Genomic DNA, 16,854 nt, shown 5'->3' with positions numbered 1-16,854 from the left:
ATAAAGGGAGGAACAAGCATATGAACGAAAAACTGGAAAAATATCAGAGCAAGATGGAAAAGACCATGGACAGCCTGGATGCAGAACTTGCAGGTATCCGTGCAGGGCGCGCCAATCCCAATGTCCTGAATAAGATCATGGTAGAATATTATGGAACGCCGACACCGCTGCAGCAGGTTGCAAACGTATCGGTTCCGGAACCGCGGATGATCCAGATCCAGCCATGGGAAAAGAGCATGATCAAAGAGATCACAAAGGCGATCCAGACTTCTGATCTTGGCATCAATCCGACCAATGATGGATCTTCTATCCGTCTGATCTTCCCGGAACTTACCGAGGAACGCAGAAAAGAGTTGGCCAAGGATGTAAAGAAAAAGGGAGAGGCGGCAAAAGTTGCGATCCGCAACATCCGCAGAGACGGAAATGATACTTTTAAGAAATTAAAAGGAAGCGATATTTCCGAGGATGAGATCAAGGACCTGGAAGATGATCTTCAGAAGATGACAGATAAGTATATCAAAAAGATAGACGGGGCTGTTGAAGTGAAGACAAAAGAGGTTATGACAGTTTAAACAGGATAAGAGGGGCAGATCTGGAGGATACCTGGTCTGTCCTTATGTCTGTAAAGGAGGAGAAAGTTCCAATGAATATACCACAGCATGTGGCGATCATACTGGACGGGAACGGCCGGTGGGCAAAATCGAAGGGAATGCCGAGAAACTACGGGCATGCCCAGGGAAGCAAAAATGTGGAAAGGATCTGCGAGGAAGCCTGGCGCATGGGGATCAAATATCTCACTGTCTACGCTTTTTCAACAGAAAACTGGAACCGTCCGAAAGATGAAGTGGACGCCCTGATGAAGCTGCTCCGGAATTATATGAAGACCTGTCTGAAGACCGCGGCAAAGAACGATATGAAAGTCCGGGTGATCGGAGATCTGAGCGGACTGGATGAGGATATCCGGAGCCGGATCCTGGAGCTTCAGGAGGCGACAAAAGGAAACGGCGGGCTGAATTTTCAGATCGCGATCAATTACGGAAGCAGGGATGAGATCTTAAGAGCCGTCAGAAAAATAGCAGAAGACTGCAGGGAAGGAAAGGTAGAGCCGGAAAAGATTGACGAGGCTGTGTTTGAACAGTATCTGGATACCCATGAGATACCGGATCCGGACCTTCTGATCCGGACCAGCGGGGAACAGAGGCTTTCCAATTATCTGCTCTGGCAGCTGGCTTACACAGAGTTTTATTTTACAGATGTTTTGTGGCCGGACTTTACAAAAGAAGAGCTGGAAAAGGCTGTTTTGAAATACAATGAGAGAGACCGCCGCTACGGCGGGGTAAAGGGGGAGTAAGGAAATGTTTAAGACAAGACTTTTGAGCGGGATCGTGCTGGTGATTGTACTGATCGCGACGGTAGGACTGGGAGGAGACCTGCTCTTTTTCCTTCTTCTGGCTGTCAGCCTGATCGGAATGACAGAACTCTACAACGTAGTAGGAGCCAGGCAGACGCTTCTCGGGGTAGTCGGGTATCTGGCAGCTGCCGTCTATTACCGCTTTCTGTATGTGGGAGAACTGGAGCATGTGATGATGATCTCTCTCTTGTTTCTGGTAGCGTTGATGGCGGTTTATGTATTTTCCTTCCCCAAATACCGGGCGGAACAGGTGATGACAGTGTTCTTCGGCCTCTTTTATGTGGCGATGATGCTCTCTTTCGTCTACCAGACCCGGATGCTTCCGCAGGAGGGAGGAGTGATCGTATGGCTGATCTTCCTGAGTTCCTGGGGATGTGATACCTGTGCCTACTGTGTGGGGATGCTGATCGGAAAACATAAGATGGCGCCAAAGTTAAGTCCGAAAAAATCAATAGAAGGCGGCGTTGGCGGCATCCTGGGAGCGGCGCTTCTGGGCGCGCTGTTTGCGCTTGCCATGAACCACTGGGCAGGAGCGGACGTTGTTGTATGGGAATGCGCCCTGATCTGCGGAGCCGGAGGCGCGATCTCGCAGATCGGCGACCTGGCCGCGTCGGCGATCAAGCGCAATCATGATATTAAAGACTACGGAAAACTGATCCCCGGACACGGAGGGATCCTGGACCGTTTTGACAGCGTGATCTTTACGGCGCCTGTGATCTTTTATCTGGCGAGCGTCATATAATGATGGAGGAGACAATTCATGAAAAAAATAGCAATCCTGGGTTCTACCGGATCGATCGGGACCCAGACGCTGGAAATCGTAAGAGAAAATAAAGACATAGAGGTTCTGGGAATTGCGGCCAGAGAGAATATACAGCTTCTGGAAAAACAGATCCGGGAGTTTTCTCCGAAAGTCGCGGCCGTCTGGTCGGAAGAGAAGGCTCTGGAACTGCGCTCCATGGTGGCTGACACGGATACGGAAATTGTTTCCGGCATGGACGGCCTGATCCGGGTATCAACCCTTCCGCAGGTGGAGATACTAGTGACTGCGATCGTAGGAATGATCGGCATCCGTCCCACTATGGAAGCGATCAGGGCGGGAAAAGATATCGCTCTGGCAAACAAAGAGACACTGGTGACAGCCGGACATCTGATCATGCCGCTGGCAGAAGAATGCCGGGTAAAGATCCTTCCGGTGGACAGCGAGCACAGCGCCATCTTCCAGACTTTGCAGGGAAATGAAGGCAATCCGGTCCGCAAGATCCTTCTGACTGCTTCCGGAGGTCCGTTCCGGGGCAAAAAGCAGGAAGATCTGATGTATGTGCAGGTGGAAGACGCACTTCGCCATCCCAACTGGTCTATGGGAAAGAAAATCACCATTGATTCTGCCACGATGGTAAATAAAGGGCTGGAAGTGATAGAAGCAAAATGGCTGTTTGGCGTTTCTGTGGATCAGGTTCAGGTTGTAGTTCAGCCCCAGAGTATCATTCACTCCATGGTGGAATATGAAGACGGGGCGGTCCTGGCGCAGCTTGGAACTCCGGATATGAAACTGCCGATCCAGTACGCGCTTTATTATCCGGAGAGAAGGGACCTTCCGGGAGACCGGCTGGATTTCTGGAAGCTTCGGAGCATTACATTTGAAAAGCCGGACATGGATACTTTTTACGGCCTGAAGCTGGCTTATATTGCGGGAAGAAGAGGAGGCTCTCTTCCGACAGTGTTTAATGCGGCAAATGAACTGGCAGTCCGGCAGTTTTTGAACCGGCAGATTACATTTCTGGAGATTACGGAGATTATTGAAGACTGCATCCGTGCCCACAAAGTGATCGAGCATCCGACCCTGGAGCAGATCCTGGAGACGGAGGCGGCAACATATGAACGGATCAACAGCAGGAGGTAGCGTTTGGGCATTCTATTAGCAATCATATTATTTGGCTTTATTGTATTTTTCCATGAACTGGGACATTTTTTACTGGCAAAGAAAAACGGGATTGATGTAGATGAGTTTGCGGTAGGTATGGGACCTGCGCTTTTTCAGAAGAAGTACCGGGGAACCGTATACAGTATCCGGATTTTACCGATTGGCGGATTCTGTGCCATGGGAGAAGATGAAGAGGCGTCAGACTCGCCCAATAATTTCAATAAAAAATCTGTCTGGGCGCGGATCAGCGTGATCGCGGCAGGCCCCATTTTCAACTTTATTCTGGCCTGGGTGTTTTCCGTGATCCTGATTTTTATGACCGGTTATGACGAGCCGGTGGTGGGCGCCGTGGAAGAAGGATATCCGGCTTATGAGGCAGGATTAAGACCGGGGGACCGTATTACGGAGATGGGCGGAAAAAATATCCACATTTTCCGGGAGATTTCTGCTTATCTGCAGTTTCATCCGGGAGAAAATGTTTCTCTGACCTATGAAAGAGATGGAAAAGAGACGTCTGTTACACTGACCCCGGAGTATGATGAAGAACTGGGTTATGCCAGGGTAGGGCTTGGAAGCGCCGGTTACACCAGGGCCGACCTTTTATCTGCATTTTCCTATGGAACGTATGAAGTGAAATACTGGATCCAGGTGACGATCGACAGCCTCAGGATGCTGGTGACTGGGCAGATCGGCGTGGATCAGCTCTCCGGTCCCGTAGGGATCGTGGATGTGGTGGACGATGCGTACCAGCAGAGCCGGTCTTATGGAGTGCTTGTGGTGACGGCCCAGATGCTCAACCTGGCGATCCTTCTGTCGGCAAACTTAGGGGTGATGAACCTGCTGCCGCTGCCGGCGCTGGACGGAGGACGGCTGGTATTTCTCTTCGTGGAAGCAGTGCGAAAGAAAAGGGTTCCGCCGGAAAAGGAAGGATATGTGCATTTTGCAGGGATCGTGCTTCTTATGATCCTGATGGTGGTTGTAATGTACAATGATATTCAGAGGGTGTTTTTCTAGAAACAGGATAAGGGAGCGATGCGCAGGGGAGAAAAACCTGTGCATGCTCCCTTTTGTACAAACAGAAGGGCAGAGGGTGAAAAGACGGCGTCAGGAGAGCTCCGCGATCCGGGAGACTCCCACATAGATCTCGGAAATTTTGTACCAGGTAGGATAATCGACGATCCCGGTGGCGGGAAGACCGAAGACAGACTGGAAGTCGCGGACCGCTTTCCGGGTGGTCGGACCAAAGATGCCGTCTGCATCGATTTTCGGAAGAGCCGGATAAGCGCCCGCGATGGTGTTCAATTCTTCCTGCATCTGCCGGACCTTGCTGCCCCTGGACCCAACTTCCAGATTGCTTCCCGGCCAGGAGGAAGGAATCCCGGAAATGGATTCGGCAGTATTGATGTACAGATCATCCCCGTAATAGTACCGCAGGATCTGGATGGGAGAATAGCCCTGGTCTCCGAGAGCTTTGGATCCCCACTGGGTCATCCATCCGCTGCACTGGACCTGGCGCCCGTCGCAGTACTGGGTAAGGATGGGCTGGCGCACGCCGGGCCGGGACAGATAGTTGGAAAACAGTTCATCCACGATCACGGAAATATCCGCGTAGATATTCCGTTCCGGGATCCATTTGTGGTCAAAGGCAGTGGAAGATGTGATGGTAAAGTCGTATCCCAGGTTCCGGTACCATTCTGTGTAGACTCGGTTCAGGGTAAAGGACATGATAGACAGAACATTCGCCCGGATGGTATCGGCAGGCCAGGTGGCATAGATCTCGCTGGAAGCAACATTTTTGATGTAGTCTTTGTATTTGACATAGTAATTCTGGGCGGTGGAGTCCCGGGGACTTCCGTCGTGGACAACAATGTACTCCGGCACTACCACACGGCTTAAGACGATCTCGCCGGTTTCGTCGGTGGGCTTGATCTCCTCCTCGGGGATTTTTGCCGGGTAGGACCCGTATAAGGTATGAGCCGGAATGACAAACACTTCTTCGGAACTTCCGGCAGGGCCAAGAGGCTTAAGGACTGTGTTCTGAAGAGCCTTTACATCCGGCAGGATCTCGGTTCCTGCAATGGTGACAGGTTCATAGCCGGGGGCCTCGATCTGCAGGGTATATTCCGAATAGGGCTGTTCCTCTGTGTCCGGAGTCAGGCTGTACTCCAGGGGAGGGGCGGCAAGCTCTATGGTTTCCGTCTGGCCGGAGGCATCGGTGGACAGTTCCAGGAATGTGCTGTCCGGAACGCCGGTATAGGAGACGCGGACAGAAGCGCCGGCTATGGGATACCCGTTCGCGGCAGAGGTGAGATAGACCTGAAGCTGCCCAAGATCCGGGGTGTCGCCGGCCGGGTTGGAAGAAGTTGTATTCATAACAGTACCTCATAAGAACTCTCTTACGATCAGTCTATGAGAAAATGGGAAAAAGGTTCTGTAAATATATATGGGAGTATTCTTGAAAAACGGTTGCAAACCGGGACAACATATAGTATAATTGCTACAATTTGTCGAGTAATAGGAAGGAAAAGGTGAATCAATGAAAGCATTTCTGATTTTGGAAGACGGAACCGTCTTCTCAGGAACGAGTATCGGGTCCACAAAAGATATGATCAGTGAGATCGTATTTAATACTTCGATGACAGGGTATCTCGAAGTGCTGACTGACCCTTCTTACGCAGGACAGGCCGTTGTCATGACCTATCCGCTGATCGGGAATTATGGGATCACTCCGGATATGGAGTCAAAGAAAGCATGGCCCGACGGGTACATTGTAAGAGAATTATCCAGAATGCCCAGTAATTTCCGGTGCGAGGGAACCATTCAGGATTTCCTTGCCAGTCAGGATATTCCGGGGATCGCAGGAGTAGATACCCGGGCGCTGACGAAGATCCTGCGGGAAAAGGGTACGATGAACGGTATGATCACTACAAGAGAAGATTATGATCTTCAGGAGATCATTCCAAAACTCAAAGCTTATTCCGTAGGGGACGTAGTCTCTGAAGTGACCTGCAGCCAGTCTTACGTGCTGGAAGGCCAGGGCCCCAAAGTGGCGCTGATGGATTTCGGGGCCAAGAATAATATTATCCGATCTTTACAGAATCGCGGGTGCGAAGTGGTGGTTTATCCGGCTGACACACCGGCGGAAGTCATTATCAATTCTAATCCGGACGGAATCATGTTGTCCAATGGACCGGGAGATCCGGCGTCCTTTGAAACTATCATTCAAGAAACCAAGAAATTATACGATTCAGATATTCCGATTTTTGCAATCTGCCTGGGGCATCAGTTGATGGCTCTTGCAAATGGCGCAAAGACATATAAGCTGAAATACGGGCACAGGGGAGGCAACCACCCGGTAAAAGACTTGAGCAACGGACGGGTGTACATATCCTCGCAGAATCACGGATACGCGGTAGATGCTTCCACTATGGATCCGGCGATTGCAAAAGAGGCGTTCGTCAATGTCAATGACGGCACCAACGAGGGGCTGATCTACGAAGGAAAGAAAATCTTTACTGTACAGTTCCACCCGGAGGCCTGCCCGGGACCGCAGGATTCCGGATACCTGTTTGACCGGTTTATGGATATGATGAAAGGAGCATAAGAATGCCAAGAAATAAAGAGATTAAAAAAGTTCTGGTAATCGGATCCGGGCCGATCGTGATCGGACAGGCCGCGGAGTTTGACTATGCGGGAACCCAGGCCTGCCGTTCCCTGAAAGAAGAGGGCATTGAGGTAGTGCTCTTAAATTCCAACCCGGCTACGATCATGACGGATAAAGACATTGCAGACCGGGTTTATATCGAGCCTTTGACCGCCGAGGTGGTGGAACAGCTGATCTTAAAGGAGCGCCCGGACAGCGTACTTCCCACGCTGGGAGGACAGGCGGCCCTGAATCTGGCTATGGAACTGGAAGAAAGCGGTTTCTTAAAGAGAAATAATGTACGTCTGATCGGAACTACATCCGAGACGATCAAAAAAGCAGAGGACCGTCTGGAATTTAAGACGACCATGGAGAAGATCGGAGAGCCCTGCGCTGCGTCTCTGGTGGTGGAAAATGTAGAAGACGGGTTAAGATTTGCAGAGAAGATCGGCTATCCGGTGGTTCTCCGTCCGGCCTATACTCTGGGAGGAAGCGGCGGCGGGATCGCCCACGACAGAGCGCAGATGGTGGAGATCCTGGAAAACGGACTGCGCCTTTCCCGCGTCGGCCAGGTGCTGGTGGAACGGTGCATCGCCGGATGGAAGGAAATCGAATACGAAGTGATGCGGGACAGCAAGGGAAATTGCATCACTGTATGTAATATGGAAAATATCGACCCGGTAGGTGTGCATACCGGAGACAGTATCGTTGTGGCGCCGTCCCAGACTCTGGGGGATAAAGAGTACCAGATGCTGCGGACCTCGGCTCTTAATATCATCAGCGAACTGAATATTACCGGCGGCTGTAATGTACAGTACGCCCTGCATCCGGATACCTTCGAATACTGTGTGATCGAGGTAAATCCCCGTGTCAGCCGTTCTTCTGCGCTGGCGTCCAAGGCGACCGGGTATCCGATCGCGAAAGTAGCGGCAAAGATCGCTCTGGGGTATACGCTGGATGAGATCAAAAATGCGGTAACGAAGAAGACCTATGCCAGCTTTGAGCCTATGCTGGATTATTGTGTGGTAAAAATCCCGAGACTTCCCTTTGACAAATTTATCAGCGCGAAGCGTACGCTGACCACACAGATGAAGGCGACCGGCGAAGTGATGAGCATCTGCGATAACTTTGAAGGGGCGCTTATGAAGGCGATCCGCTCGCTGGAACAGCATGTAGACAGCCTGATGTCCTATGATTTCTCCGGATATAAGGGAGAGGATCTTCTGGAGGAACTCCGTGTGGTGGATGACCGCAGGATCTGGAAGATCGCAGAGGCTATCCGTCAGGGCATCAGTTATGAGAAGATCCATGAGGCGACTAAGATTGATCTCTGGTTTATTGATAAGATCGCACGTCTGGTCGAGATGGAACAGACCCTTCAGACACAGACCCTGAATGCGGACACCTTAAGAGAAGCGAAGCGGATGGAATTCCCGGACAGCGTAATCGCTGGACTGACCGGCAATACCGAGCGACAGATCCACGATATGCGCCATGAATACGGAATCCGCGCGGCATATAAGATGGTGGACACCTGCGCGGCGGAATTTGCGGCGGAGACACCTTACTATTATTCGGTATACGGCAGTGAAAATGAGGTGGAAGAGACCACAGGAAAGAAGAAGGTGCTGGTCCTTGGTTCCGGACCGATCCGGATCGGCCAGGGAATCGAGTTTGACTTCTGTTCCGTACACTGTACCTGGGCTTTTGCCAAAGAAGGCTATGAGACGATCATCGTCAATAACAATCCGGAGACTGTCAGCACAGACTTTGATATTGCGGATAAGTTGTATTTTGAACCGCTGACTCCGGAGGATGTGGAGAGCATCGTTGATCTGGAGCATCCGGACGGAGCTGTGGTACAGTTTGGCGGCCAGACAGCCATCAAGCTGACGGAAAGCCTGATGAAGATGGGCGTGCCGATCCTTGGAACCTCCGCTGAGAATGTGGATGCTGCAGAGGACAGGGAATTGTTCGACGAGATCCTGGAACAGTGCGAGATCCCAAGACCGACCGGCGGCACCGTGTATACGGCAGAAGAGGCAAAGGAAGTGGCAAACCGGCTGGGATATCCGGTACTGGTGCGGCCCTCTTACGTGCTGGGCGGACAGGGCATGCAGATTGCCATTAACGATCATGATATTGAAGAATTTATCGGGATCATCAACCGGATCGCTCAGGATCATCCGATCCTGGTGGATAAATATCTCCAGGGCAAGGAGATTGAGGTAGACGCGGTCTGCGACGGCACAGATATCCTGATCCCGGGGATCATGGAGCATATTGAGCGTGCAGGTATCCATTCCGGAGACAGTATCTCTGTGTATCCGGCCAAAAGTCTGAGTGAAAAGACGAAAGAAACCATTGGCGAATATACCAGAAGACTTGCAAGAGCGCTGCATGTGATCGGTCTGATCAACATTCAGTTCATTGTATGCGGGGAAGAGGTCTATGTGATCGAGGTGAATCCAAGATCCAGCCGTACCGTGCCTTATATCAGTAAGGTGACCGGCATCCCCATCGTACCGCTGGCAGCAAAAGTGATCATGGGACACACCATCCGGGAACTGGGCTATACGCCCGGATTGCAGCCGGAGGCAGATTATTTCGCGGTGAAAATGCCGGTATTCTCTTTTGAGAAGATCCGGGACGCGGACATCAGCCTGGGGCCGGAGATGAAGTCTACCGGCGAGTGCCTGGGAATCGCAAAGACTTTTGACGAGGCGCTTTATAAAGCGTTCCTGGGCGCAGGCATCAAGCTTCCGAAGCATCAGAATATGATCCTGACTGTGAGGGATGAGGATAAAGAGGAGGCCGTGAAGATCGGACGGCGTTTTGCGGATATCGGATACCGCATTTTTGCCACCAGAGGAACTGCTCACGCGCTGCAGGAAGCAGGGGTGAAAGTCATTGCGGTCAATAAGATCGAGCAGGAAAGCCCCAATCTGATGGACCTGATCCTGGGACACAAGATCGATCTGGTCATCGATACGCCGCCCCAGGGAGCAGACCGGTCCAAAGACGGATTTGTGATCCGCAGAAGCGCCATTGAGACAGGCGTCAATGTTCTGACTGCCATTGATACGGCGGAGGCGCTGATCACCAGTCTGGAAAATACAGATATTAAGAAGCTGACGCTGATTGATATCGCAAAAATTTAAAGAAAAAGAAAGGAAGGGTGAAAAGCATGTACAAGATCCTGATCGTGGAAGATGACAGGACCATTGCCAGGGTGCTGGCGTCCCATCTGGAGAAGTGGGAGTATGAAGTCAGATGTACGGAAGATTTCCACAATGTGATGGTGGAATTTCTGGAATTTGATCCGCAGCTGGTCATGCTGGATATTGCCCTTCCTTTTTTCAATGGATTTCACTGGTGCCAGGAGATCCGCAAAGTTTCCCAGGTGCCGGTTATATTTCTGTCGTCCCTGGACGATAATATGAATATCGTCATGGCCATGAACATGGGCGGGGATGAATTTATCGAAAAGCCGTTTGACCTGAATGTGGTGACGGCCAAGGTGCAGGCCATGCTCCGGCGGACCTATTCCTTCCAGGGGTCTGCGGGGCTTATGGAGCATGGCGGGATGGTGCTGAATCTGGGGGATGCGACGATCCTGTACGAAGGACAGAAAGTGGAACTTACGAAAAATGAGTTCCGGATCCTGCAGGTCCTGTTTGAACGGGCAGGCAAGATTGTTTCCCGGGATGAGATCATCGCCAGACTCTGGGACAGCGATGAATTTATTGATGATAATACTCTGACGGTCAATGTGGCAAGACTCCGGAAAAAGCTGGAGTCCGCCGGCATGAAGGATGTGATCCGGACGAAGAAAGGGATTGGGTATATCGTAGAATGATGCGGCACAGATGTTGGAGACTATTACGAAAATATCTCAGAGAACATGCAGGGCAGATCTGTCTGTATATCGGGATCCTGGTCATTTTCCAGGTGGTTTTCTTTCTGCACAATATCCGTACAGATGCGGTGCGGTATGGATGTTTCCTGACAGTTGGATGGATGGCGCTGTACGGGGGCATCGGATTTGCCCGGTTTTATAAAAGGTGCCGGGAACTGGAGGAGAATCAGACTGCCATCCTGACAGATATTTCCCGGATGCCGGAAGCGGCAGGGCAGCTGGAAGCACAGTATCAGGAGATCATAGAACAATTATACAGCCGGATGCGGGAACTGGAATCTGCAGGCCGTATCTCCAGACAGGAGATGCTGGATTATTACGGCATGTGGGTCCACCAGATCAAAACCCCCATTGCGGCTCTGAAAGTGATGATCCAGTCTCTGGAAGAAGAAAGAGCGGATCTTCCCTATGTCAGGGAAATGAAGCTGGAGCTTTTCAAGGTGGAGCAGTATGTGGAGATGGTGCTTTCCTATCTGCGTATGGAAGATATGTCCGGAGATCTGGTGTTTGAAGAGTATTCTCTGGATGAGATCGTGCGCCAGGCTGTGCGGAAGTATTCGCGGATGTTTATTCTGAAAAAGATCCGGCTGGATCTGGGGCCTCTGGATCACCAGGTGCTTACGGATGAAAAGTGGCTGGTCTTTGTGGTGGAACAGATCCTTTCCAATGCCCTGAAATACACGAAAGAAGGAGGCATCTCCATCTATATGACCCGTTACCGGGACCGTCCGGTGCTGGCGATCGAGGATACGGGGATCGGAATCTCGGCAGAGGACCTGCCCCGGGTGTTTGAAAAGGGATTTACCGGGTATAACGGAAGAGCCGACAAAAAGTCTACCGGGATCGGGCTGTATTTATGCAAAAAGATCATGGACCGGCTCCATCATAACATTTACATTGAGTCGCAGGAAGGACAGGGAACAAAAGTGTACCTGTATCTGGAACGTGAACAGGGATTCTTACAGAAATGTAAGGATGAACAGGGAAATGTCATCTAAATCAATGGAAGGGCATTTCTCCTTTTTTTATAATAGGAGACGTAAACAGAACATTGAGGAAAGGACGGGAAAACAGATGACATTACTGGAAGTACAAAATGTAAAGAAGATTTATACTACCCGGTTTGGCGGGAATCAGGTGGAGGCGCTCCGGAACGTGAATTTTTCTGTGGAGCAAAGAGAATATGTGGCGATCATGGGAGAGAGTGGTTCCGGAAAGACCACGCTTCTGAATATCCTGGCGGCTCTTGACCGGCCGACCGGCGGCAAGGTCTACCTGAAAGGCCGGGATCTTTCCGGGGTAAAAGAGCGTGAGATGGCGGCGTTTCGCCGGCAGAATCTGGGATTTGTGTTTCAGGACTTTAATCTTCTGGATACGTTTTCTATTGAGGATAATATCCTGCTTCCGCTGGTGCTTTCCGGCAGGAAATATAAGGAGATGGAAAAGCGGCTCACACCGGTGGTGGAGAAGCTTCGGATCGCGGATATCCTGCAGAAATACCCCTATGAAGTGTCGGGTGGACAAAAACAGCGGGCGGCTGTGGCAAGAGCCTTGATCACCAGGCCGCAGCTTATTCTGGCGGATGAACCCACAGGGGCCCTGGATTCCCGGGCTGCAGATGCGCTGCTTCAGTTGTTTGAAGAAATCAACCGGGACGGACAGACGATCCTGATGGTTACCCACAGCGTTAAGGCGGCCAGCACGGCAAAAAGGGTGCTGTTTATCAAAGACGGCGAGGTGTTCCATCAGTTATACCGCGGAAATCTTACCAATGAGCAGATGTACCAGAAGATTTCCGATACCCTGACAGTGCTGACTACGGGAGGTGACGCAAGATGAGAGGACAGATTTATCGAAAACTTGCGGTGACCAATCTGAAAAACAACCGGAAGACATATGTCCCCTATATCCTGACAGCTGTTCTGACGGTGATGATGTTCTATATGATGGATGCGCTATCAAGGACCGAAGGACTTGGCACGGAAACCATGGAAGTGGTGCTGGCATACGGAAGAGGCGTGATCGTGGTATTTGCAGTGATTTTTCTGTTTTATACCAATAGTTTCCTCATCAAGCGCAGGAAACGGGAGATCGGAGTGTACCACATCCTGGGAATGGGGAAGCGGCACATCGCGAAAATGCTTCTGACAGAAACCCTGATCACAGCGGTTGCAGGGATCGGCGGAGGACTTCTTCTGGGGATCGCATTTGGAAAGCTTTTGTATCTGGCGTTTCTGAAACTTCTGCAGGCGCATACCAGCCTGAAGTTTGAAGTATCAGTTCCTGCGGTGACAGATGCGGTCCTGCTGTTCCTGGCGATTTTCCTTCTGACCCTTTGCTATAATCTTTTGCAGATCCGTCTTGCCAATCCGGTAGAACTTTTGCGCGGAAGCAGCCAGGGGGAGAAAGAACCGAAGACCAAAGTGCTTCTGGCCATCGCCGGATTTGCACTGCTGGGGACCGGATACGGGATCGCGGTTGTGACCGAGTCGCCGCTGGAAGCCATCTCTTCCTTCTTTCTTGCGGTGATCTGCGTGATCCTTGGAACGTATGCACTGTTTGTGGCCGGAAGTATCGCGGTCCTGAAGATTTTGAAGAAAAAGAAGTCTTACTATTATCAGGCAAAGCATTTTACAACGGTGTCGGGGATGATCTACCGGATGAAGCAAAATGCAGTGGGACTGGCAAATATTTGTATCTTAAGCACCATGGTGCTGGTGATGGTGTCCACCACCTTGTCCCTGTATGCGGGGATGGATGATATCTTGCGGTACCGGTTTCCCAGAGAGTACGGTGTCAGGCTGCTCATGACTTCCCCGGAACTGGAGACAATGACAGAGGATGTGATCCGGGAAGAAACTGCGGGGCACTCTGTTACCATAGACCCGGATACCGAGCTTTCCTATCATCAGGGATCAGCTGCGGGGATCCTTGGCACAGACGGATTTGATCTGAAAACGGAGACGGATTATACGATATCAGCGCTGCGGGAAATTTACCTGATCCCTGTGGCAGATTATAATTCCATGGAGGGAAAGAATGTTTCACTGGAGCCGGATGAAGTGTTGGCTTATTCCACAGGTGAAGACTGGAAGAAAGATACGATGCGGATCGGATCAAAAGAGTATCAGGTGGCCGGCACGATTGACGGACTGAAGGTAGAGCCAAAGAACCGCTCCCGGGTGACGGATGCATATTACCTGATCTTATCCGACGAGCAGGAGATCGAGAGCATCCTGAAAGAAGCCTGGGAGGGCAGCGATATGGCCGAAGAGTGGATCGAGCAGCAAAGTTCCGTCGAATATGTGCACTTCTTTGACCTGGAAGGAAAAGAGGCGGATTGTACGGCAGCGGAGCAGGCTATAACAGACCGCCTTGTCAGCCAGGTGCCGGGGATCCAGTGCGAAAGCCGGCAGCAGAGCAGGGACAGCTTTTACGACCTGTATGGCGCCATGTTCTTCATCGGCATTTATCTGGGCGTCCTGTTCCTGATCGCGGCAGTGCTGATCATTTATTACAAACAGATCTCCGAAGGCTACGACGACAAAGAACGGTTCCAGATCATGCAGAAAGTCGGCATGGATCAGCGGGAAGTCAGACGCACCATCAGAAGCCAGGTGCTGACCGTATTCTTCCTGCCCCTGGCCATGGCGGTACTCCACGTGGCAGTCGCCTTTCAGGTGATCAAAAAACTGATGGTCACCCTGAATTTTACCAACACACCACTGTATCTTCTTTGCACCGTCATATGCATAGCCGTATTCGCGGTGTTCTATGCCATCGTGTACGCCATAACAGCGCGGGAGTATTACAAGATCGTGCGGTAATGGGGACGTAGTCCTTTTGCAAAGGACTACGTCCCCATTTGCAATTTGCCCTGTACCTTTTTGGAAAACAGGGTGTACCCGAAAGGATTTTTCGGTAATGATTGACAGTTTTCGGCTGTCGGTGTATTGTTTTTTTAGGACTATTTGTATACGAAGGAGGACGAAACGAATGACTAGAGCAGGAGAGCGGGAGATTGTGAAGGCGGAGCATGCCAATGGAGGCGCCGGATATATTTTGAAGGAGGCGCTGCTTACCGGGGAGGATCAGGGTCAGCACTGCCGGATGTTCAGCAGGGTGACGATCCCGGCCGGATGTGAGCTTGGCTATCATGAGCATCACGGGGAGAGCGAGACGTATTATCTTCTGACCGGAAAAGGTGTGTACAGTGATAACGGGAAGGAGATTGAGGCTAAGGCCGGAGATGTGTTCTTCTGTGACGATGGGAATGGACATGGCCTGAAGAATACAGGGGATGAGGAGCTGTCTTTTGTGGCTTTGATCCTGAAGAAGTAGAGTGCGCCATATCACTGGATGGTCTGTGGCGTCGGCATAACAGAGAACGGCAGGTATCCGCCGGAGTTTTGGGAGATTTCTCCTGAAACTCCGGTGTTTTTTTATTAAATGAGAATAAATATCAAAATCTCGGTTGCCTGCATAAAGTAAATATGGTATTCTGTAAATGTAAATGATTATCAAAATCAATTATAAATTCTTGGTTCGCGGAGGGATGAGTATGCCTGCAGAGGTAGTTGCGGATCTGCTTTCAGATAAAGACGGAGTAAGAAGGCTCATGTTCCAGGTAGTGCTGCAGTGTGCGCCTTTGCTGAAAGGGATCAAAATTGCCTGTATGATGAATCTGGATTACGTGTCATGCCGGATGCTTTCTTCAATCTTACAGGGAACACAGATTTCATGGTACCGGCTCGCAGTCAGGGATGGCAGATATCTGGTGATTCTTTTCAGACCGGACGAGTTTGCGGCTTATCTGAAGCGGGACGAGGTCTGCGGTTTTTTGGAAGAATACGGATATGAACCGGAGAATCTTTTCGGAACTCTGGAAAGGCTGTCGCGCAAGATCCGGTACTGTTTTGAACGGAATCAGGGATTCCCTCATGAGATCGGAGTTTTTCTTGATTATCCCATTGAAGATGTGAAGGGATTCATTGAGAAAAAAGGCCAAAGTTCCCTTTTGTCAGGTTACTGGAAGGTCTATCACGACCGGGAGGAAAAGGAGAAGACATTTCTTGCCTATGACAAGGCCAGATCTGACGCGGTTCAGGAATTTTTAATTGGAAAATGTATCTGTGATATTGCAAAGGAGGGTTTTTTATCATGAGCATTTCAGTGGTTTATTGGAGCGGTACAGGAAATACGGAGGCAATGGCAAACGCCCTGGCGGAGGGAATCCGGGAGGCAGGCGGGGAGGCCGTTCTCCAGACGGCGGACAGTGTGAATGCAGCGGAACTTGCAAAGGAAGATACTTTTGCGCTGGGCTGCCCGTCCATGGGAGCGGAGGAACTGGAAGAAAGCGTGATGGAGCCTTTTGTTTCAGAACTGGAAGGAATGGTGCAGGGGAAGAAGATCCTTCTGTTTGGCTCTTACGGCTGGGGAGACGGCGAATGGATGCGGAACTGGGAAGAGCGGATGAAAAATGCCGGTGCAGAATTAATTACTGGAGAAGGGATCATTGCAAATGAAGCGCCGGACACCGAAGCGGTAGAAGCGCTGAAGGCTGCGGGGAGAGCGATGGTATGAGTGTTGTGATCATAGGTGGAAACGAGCGGATGGAACAGCAGTATAAAGAGATCTGTAAAAAATACAGCTGTAAGGCCAAGGTATTTACCAGGATGTCCGGGAATCTGAAGACCCAGATCGGCCGGCCGGACCTGATCATCCTGTTTACCTCTACAGTGGCTCATAAAATGGTCCACTGCGCGTTAAAAGAGGCGCAGCGTTATCAGATCCGTGTGGAACGGTCTCACAGCAGCAGCGCCAGCGCGCTGGAAAATGTACTGCAGGAGTGCACATAATATTCTGAAAAAAGAGGATACAGAATCAATGCCGGTTTTGAACAAGACATTGGTGATGCCTCTTTTTTTTATGCGGGATTCATGGTACACTATATCTAG

At 50.8% G+C, this 16,854-nt stretch carries 16 protein-coding genes; 15 read left to right on the top strand and 1 reads right to left on the bottom strand.

The annotated features are described in order from the left end of the window. Nucleotides 1-20 precede the first annotated feature (20 nt). Genes frr through rseP form a run of 5 tightly spaced genes read left to right on the top strand, consistent with a single transcriptional unit; the run spans nt 21 to nt 4,349 of the window. The gene (frr, locus tag H6A13_RS05845) at nt 21-572 is read left to right on the top strand and encodes a ribosome recycling factor (protein ID WP_204908679.1); all 552 of its coding nucleotides are present in this window, start codon (nt 21-23) and stop codon (nt 570-572) included. 44 nt (nt 573-616) lie between these two features. Then, a complete protein-coding gene (locus tag H6A13_RS05840) occupies nt 617-1,351 on the top strand; it encodes an isoprenyl transferase (protein WP_204908678.1) in 735 nt (244 codons plus the stop codon). A 4-nt stretch (nt 1,352-1,355) separates the two neighbouring features. Continuing rightward, the gene (locus H6A13_RS05835; RefSeq protein ID WP_204908677.1) at nt 1,356-2,153 is read left to right on the top strand and encodes a phosphatidate cytidylyltransferase; all 798 of its coding nucleotides are present in this window, start codon (nt 1,356-1,358) and stop codon (nt 2,151-2,153) included. An 18-nt stretch (nt 2,154-2,171) separates the two neighbouring features. Beyond that, on the top strand, nt 2,172-3,314 hold the full coding sequence (gene dxr / locus H6A13_RS05830) for a 1-deoxy-D-xylulose-5-phosphate reductoisomerase (protein WP_204908676.1): 1,143 nt from the start codon (nt 2,172-2,174) through the stop codon (nt 3,312-3,314). A 3-nt stretch (nt 3,315-3,317) separates the two neighbouring features. Then, entirely contained in the window at nt 3,318-4,349 is a 1,032-nt protein-coding gene (gene rseP / locus H6A13_RS05825; RefSeq protein WP_204908675.1) for an RIP metalloprotease RseP, read from the top strand. Between the two features lie 90 nt (nt 4,350-4,439). Here rseP and H6A13_RS05820 read toward each other — a convergent pair whose 3' ends face one another. After that, the gene (locus tag H6A13_RS05820; RefSeq protein WP_204908674.1) at nt 4,440-5,708 is read right to left on the bottom strand and encodes a peptidoglycan-binding protein; all 1,269 of its coding nucleotides are present in this window, start codon (nt 5,706-5,708) and stop codon (nt 4,440-4,442) included. 163 nt (nt 5,709-5,871) lie between these two features. On the opposite strand from H6A13_RS05820, the gene H6A13_RS05815 reads away from it, so the two are divergent. The 10 genes from H6A13_RS05815 to H6A13_RS05770 all read left to right on the top strand — a co-directional run bounded on the left by H6A13_RS05815 (nt 5,872) and on the right by H6A13_RS05770 (nt 16,755). Then, entirely contained in the window at nt 5,872-6,939 is a 1,068-nt protein-coding gene (locus H6A13_RS05815; protein WP_204908673.1) for a carbamoyl phosphate synthase small subunit, read from the top strand. A gap of 2 nt (nt 6,940-6,941) precedes the next feature. Beyond that, entirely contained in the window at nt 6,942-10,139 is a 3,198-nt protein-coding gene (gene carB, locus H6A13_RS05810; RefSeq protein ID WP_204908672.1) for a carbamoyl-phosphate synthase large subunit, read from the top strand. A gap of 26 nt (nt 10,140-10,165) precedes the next feature. After that, nucleotides 10,166-10,837 (top strand): response regulator transcription factor, encoded by a 672-nt coding sequence (locus tag H6A13_RS05805; RefSeq protein WP_204908671.1) that lies wholly within the window; start codon nt 10,166-10,168, stop codon nt 10,835-10,837. After that, complete coding sequence (locus H6A13_RS05800) at nt 10,834-11,895, top strand: sensor histidine kinase (RefSeq protein WP_243424740.1); 1,062 nt, start codon at nt 10,834-10,836, stop codon at nt 11,893-11,895. Before H6A13_RS05805 ends, H6A13_RS05800 begins: the two co-directional genes overlap by 4 nt. A 76-nt stretch (nt 11,896-11,971) precedes the next feature. Then, nucleotides 11,972-12,736 carry an ABC transporter ATP-binding protein gene (locus H6A13_RS05795; protein WP_204908670.1) on the top strand — a complete coding sequence of 255 codons (765 nt, stop codon included), beginning with the start codon at nt 11,972-11,974 and terminating at the stop codon, nt 12,734-12,736. Further along, nucleotides 12,733-14,724 (top strand): ABC transporter permease, encoded by a 1,992-nt coding sequence (locus H6A13_RS05790; protein WP_204908669.1) that lies wholly within the window; start codon nt 12,733-12,735, stop codon nt 14,722-14,724. Before H6A13_RS05795 ends, H6A13_RS05790 begins: the two co-directional genes overlap by 4 nt. 169 nt (nt 14,725-14,893) lie before the next feature. Further along, nucleotides 14,894-15,238: a cupin domain-containing protein gene (locus tag H6A13_RS05785; RefSeq protein ID WP_204908668.1), complete on the top strand. Its 345-nt coding sequence runs from the start codon at nt 14,894-14,896 to the stop codon at nt 15,236-15,238. A 220-nt stretch (nt 15,239-15,458) separates the two neighbouring features. Further along, complete coding sequence (locus tag H6A13_RS05780; RefSeq protein WP_204908667.1) at nt 15,459-16,061, top strand: DUF3793 family protein; 603 nt, start codon at nt 15,459-15,461, stop codon at nt 16,059-16,061. After that, complete coding sequence (locus H6A13_RS05775; protein WP_204908666.1) at nt 16,058-16,480, top strand: flavodoxin; 423 nt, start codon at nt 16,058-16,060, stop codon at nt 16,478-16,480. Before H6A13_RS05780 ends, H6A13_RS05775 begins: the two co-directional genes overlap by 4 nt. Next, complete coding sequence (locus tag H6A13_RS05770; protein WP_204908665.1) at nt 16,477-16,755, top strand: DUF2325 domain-containing protein; 279 nt, start codon at nt 16,477-16,479, stop codon at nt 16,753-16,755. Before H6A13_RS05775 ends, H6A13_RS05770 begins: the two co-directional genes overlap by 4 nt. The last annotated feature ends 99 nt before the right edge of the window (nt 16,756-16,854 follow it).

Source organism: Mordavella massiliensis, from assembly GCF_016902415.1.
Classification (GTDB): Bacteria; Bacillota; Clostridia; order Lachnospirales; family Lachnospiraceae; genus Merdimonas; species Merdimonas faecigallinarum.
This window is presented reverse-complemented; position numbering and strand designations above follow the sequence as displayed.